This window comes from Glycomyces sp. NPDC021274, assembly GCF_040641195.1.
Taxonomy (GTDB): domain Bacteria; phylum Actinomycetota; class Actinomycetes; order Mycobacteriales; family Micromonosporaceae; genus Glycomyces.
In genome coordinates this window covers 1-1371 of the sequence record NZ_JBFADC010000067.1, presented here as the reverse complement: position 1 = coordinate 1371, position 1371 = coordinate 1, and the positions used below count along the sequence as shown (strand labels likewise).

The window sequence follows — 1371 nt, the reverse complement described above, 5'->3', positions numbered from 1 at the left end:
GAATGCGCGCCCGTCGGCAGCGATGCACCGGGGCTTTGATTCTCCTCGGCAAGGTGCATCGTTACTGTGGAGGTTCGTGTGCACGTCTTTGTGACGATCCCCCTCGACGAGGGTGGCGCGACGGTGCCGCGGAGCATCCGCGGTTTTCTCACCGACCTGTTCGGGCCGGAGCAGCCGGCCTGGCCTGGTGACTATTACTTCGTGCGCACCTGGGACCGGACGAGTGGGCGCGACTGCCTCCAAGTCAGCCTCCAGTCGGACACGGCCACGACCGGCGAGGCGCGTGACCGGCTCCAACGCGCTGCGGACGCCCACGGCTTGCGGCCGACCGTGGCGGAGCTCCCCTTCGAGGAGATCCCTTCGCCCTTGTGGAACTCCGGGATCGGTGGGGACGGGTTCGACGCCGCGGCCAAGAGCCTCTACCGCGCCGTGGCACCCCTCCTCTCCCGCAGCGTGGCGGCGATCGGCGACGACAAGACCAAGGCGTACCTGCTGGCGCTGGACCTGATGGTCGCGAACGCGGGAGCCACCGTGCTGGAGTCCGAACAGCTTCGGCTTTCCTCGCGCGGCTTCGACGAGCTGCTCAGTCTGCGCATGCTCAGCTATCGATCGCACTACGAGGGCGCCAAGAACGCGCTGGCCAAGGACCCCGATTCCTTCGAGCGCCGCTGCGCGGCGTACTACGACAAACTCGGCACACATGTCCGGGAATTCGTCCGTAACTGTGCGGCGTCACCGATACCCGCCCTCGATGACGAGCCGGCGCGCGCCTGGGTGGATGTCGTACGGCAACACTTCGGAGTATTGCGCGAAGAGTGCCGCGCGGGTCGCATCACCCATTTCGGCCCCACTCTCGACGACTTCCACGAGCACCCCGACGATCACCTGTCGCCCAGCAGCTTCCACGCGAAAAAGCTGTCTGCGGAGATGTCGGATCTGCTGCATCGGAGCCCGGATTTCCTGGCGTACCGAATTCAGGCGAGCTTGCTGTACAGCTGTCTCCACACGATGGGGTTCAGTCTGGCCGAACGGTTCCTGTTCTGCTATCTCCTCGCGCGCGCCAACGAGGAAGTTTCGGGAAAGTCCACCGAGGAGTTGGCGCAAGGACTCGACGCCGTCGCCCGGGAACTCGCGGATCGGCAGCCTGTCACCACGAGCCACCGGGATCAGGCGCACCACGGATCCGGTGAAGAAATTGTCAAGCAGATCTAGGAATTAGCGGGGGGAGAATCATGCGCATTACGCTCGTCAATGTACCGTGGAGTCCGATCGGGTTTCCTTCGGTGGCTCTTGGCCTGCTCAAGAGCCTCACCCTCAAGGAGTTTCCCGACGCCCAGGTCGATGTGGTGTACGGAAACCTCGACTTCGTCG

The 1371-nt window shown here is 64.5% G+C and carries 1 protein-coding gene; it reads left to right on the top strand.

The genetic code is table 11. The annotated features are described in order from the left end of the window. Positions 1-78 precede the first annotated feature (78 nt). The gene (locus tag AB0I03_RS26605) at positions 79-1212 is read left to right on the top strand and encodes a hypothetical protein (RefSeq protein ID WP_360417358.1); all 1134 of its coding nucleotides are present in this window, start codon (positions 79-81) and stop codon (positions 1210-1212) included. Positions 1213-1371 lie beyond the last annotated feature (159 nt).